The sequence below is a fragment of the Mesorhizobium sp. M2E.F.Ca.ET.209.01.1.1 genome (assembly GCF_004010375.2).
In the GTDB taxonomy this organism is placed as follows: domain Bacteria; phylum Pseudomonadota; class Alphaproteobacteria; order Rhizobiales; family Rhizobiaceae; genus Mesorhizobium.
Window position 1 is genome coordinate 1 of the sequence record NZ_SADP02000778.1, and the last position, 322, is coordinate 322.

General features: G+C 62.7%; 1 protein-coding gene. It reads left to right on the plus strand.

Going from position 1 to position 322, the window contains the following annotated elements; genetic code table 11:
• Window positions 1-322 (plus strand): substrate-binding domain-containing protein (locus EN852_RS37865; protein ID WP_145994157.1); only part of this gene is annotated, 322 nt, incomplete at both ends.

Consider the following 322-nt stretch of genomic DNA (forward strand, 5'->3'; position numbering starts at 1 on the left):
CCGATTTCGACCAGCAGAAGGCGCTTGTCGTGAGCCGCGACCTCATCACTCGCTTCGGTGACCAGATCAGCGGCGTCTATGCCAATGACGACACCATGGCACGCGGCTTCATCGACGCCTGGAAGGAGGCCAATCCCTCCAAGGCGGCGCCGCCGATCGTCGGCATCAACGGCCAGAAGGACGCGTTCGAATCGATCCGCACCAACGAAATGTATTCGACCATCGTGCAGTCGCCGGTCGAGGACGGCCGCCTGGCAATCGACACCATGGCCGAGATCATCGACGGCAAGGAGGTCAAGGACCGGCTGCCGATCCCGCTGAC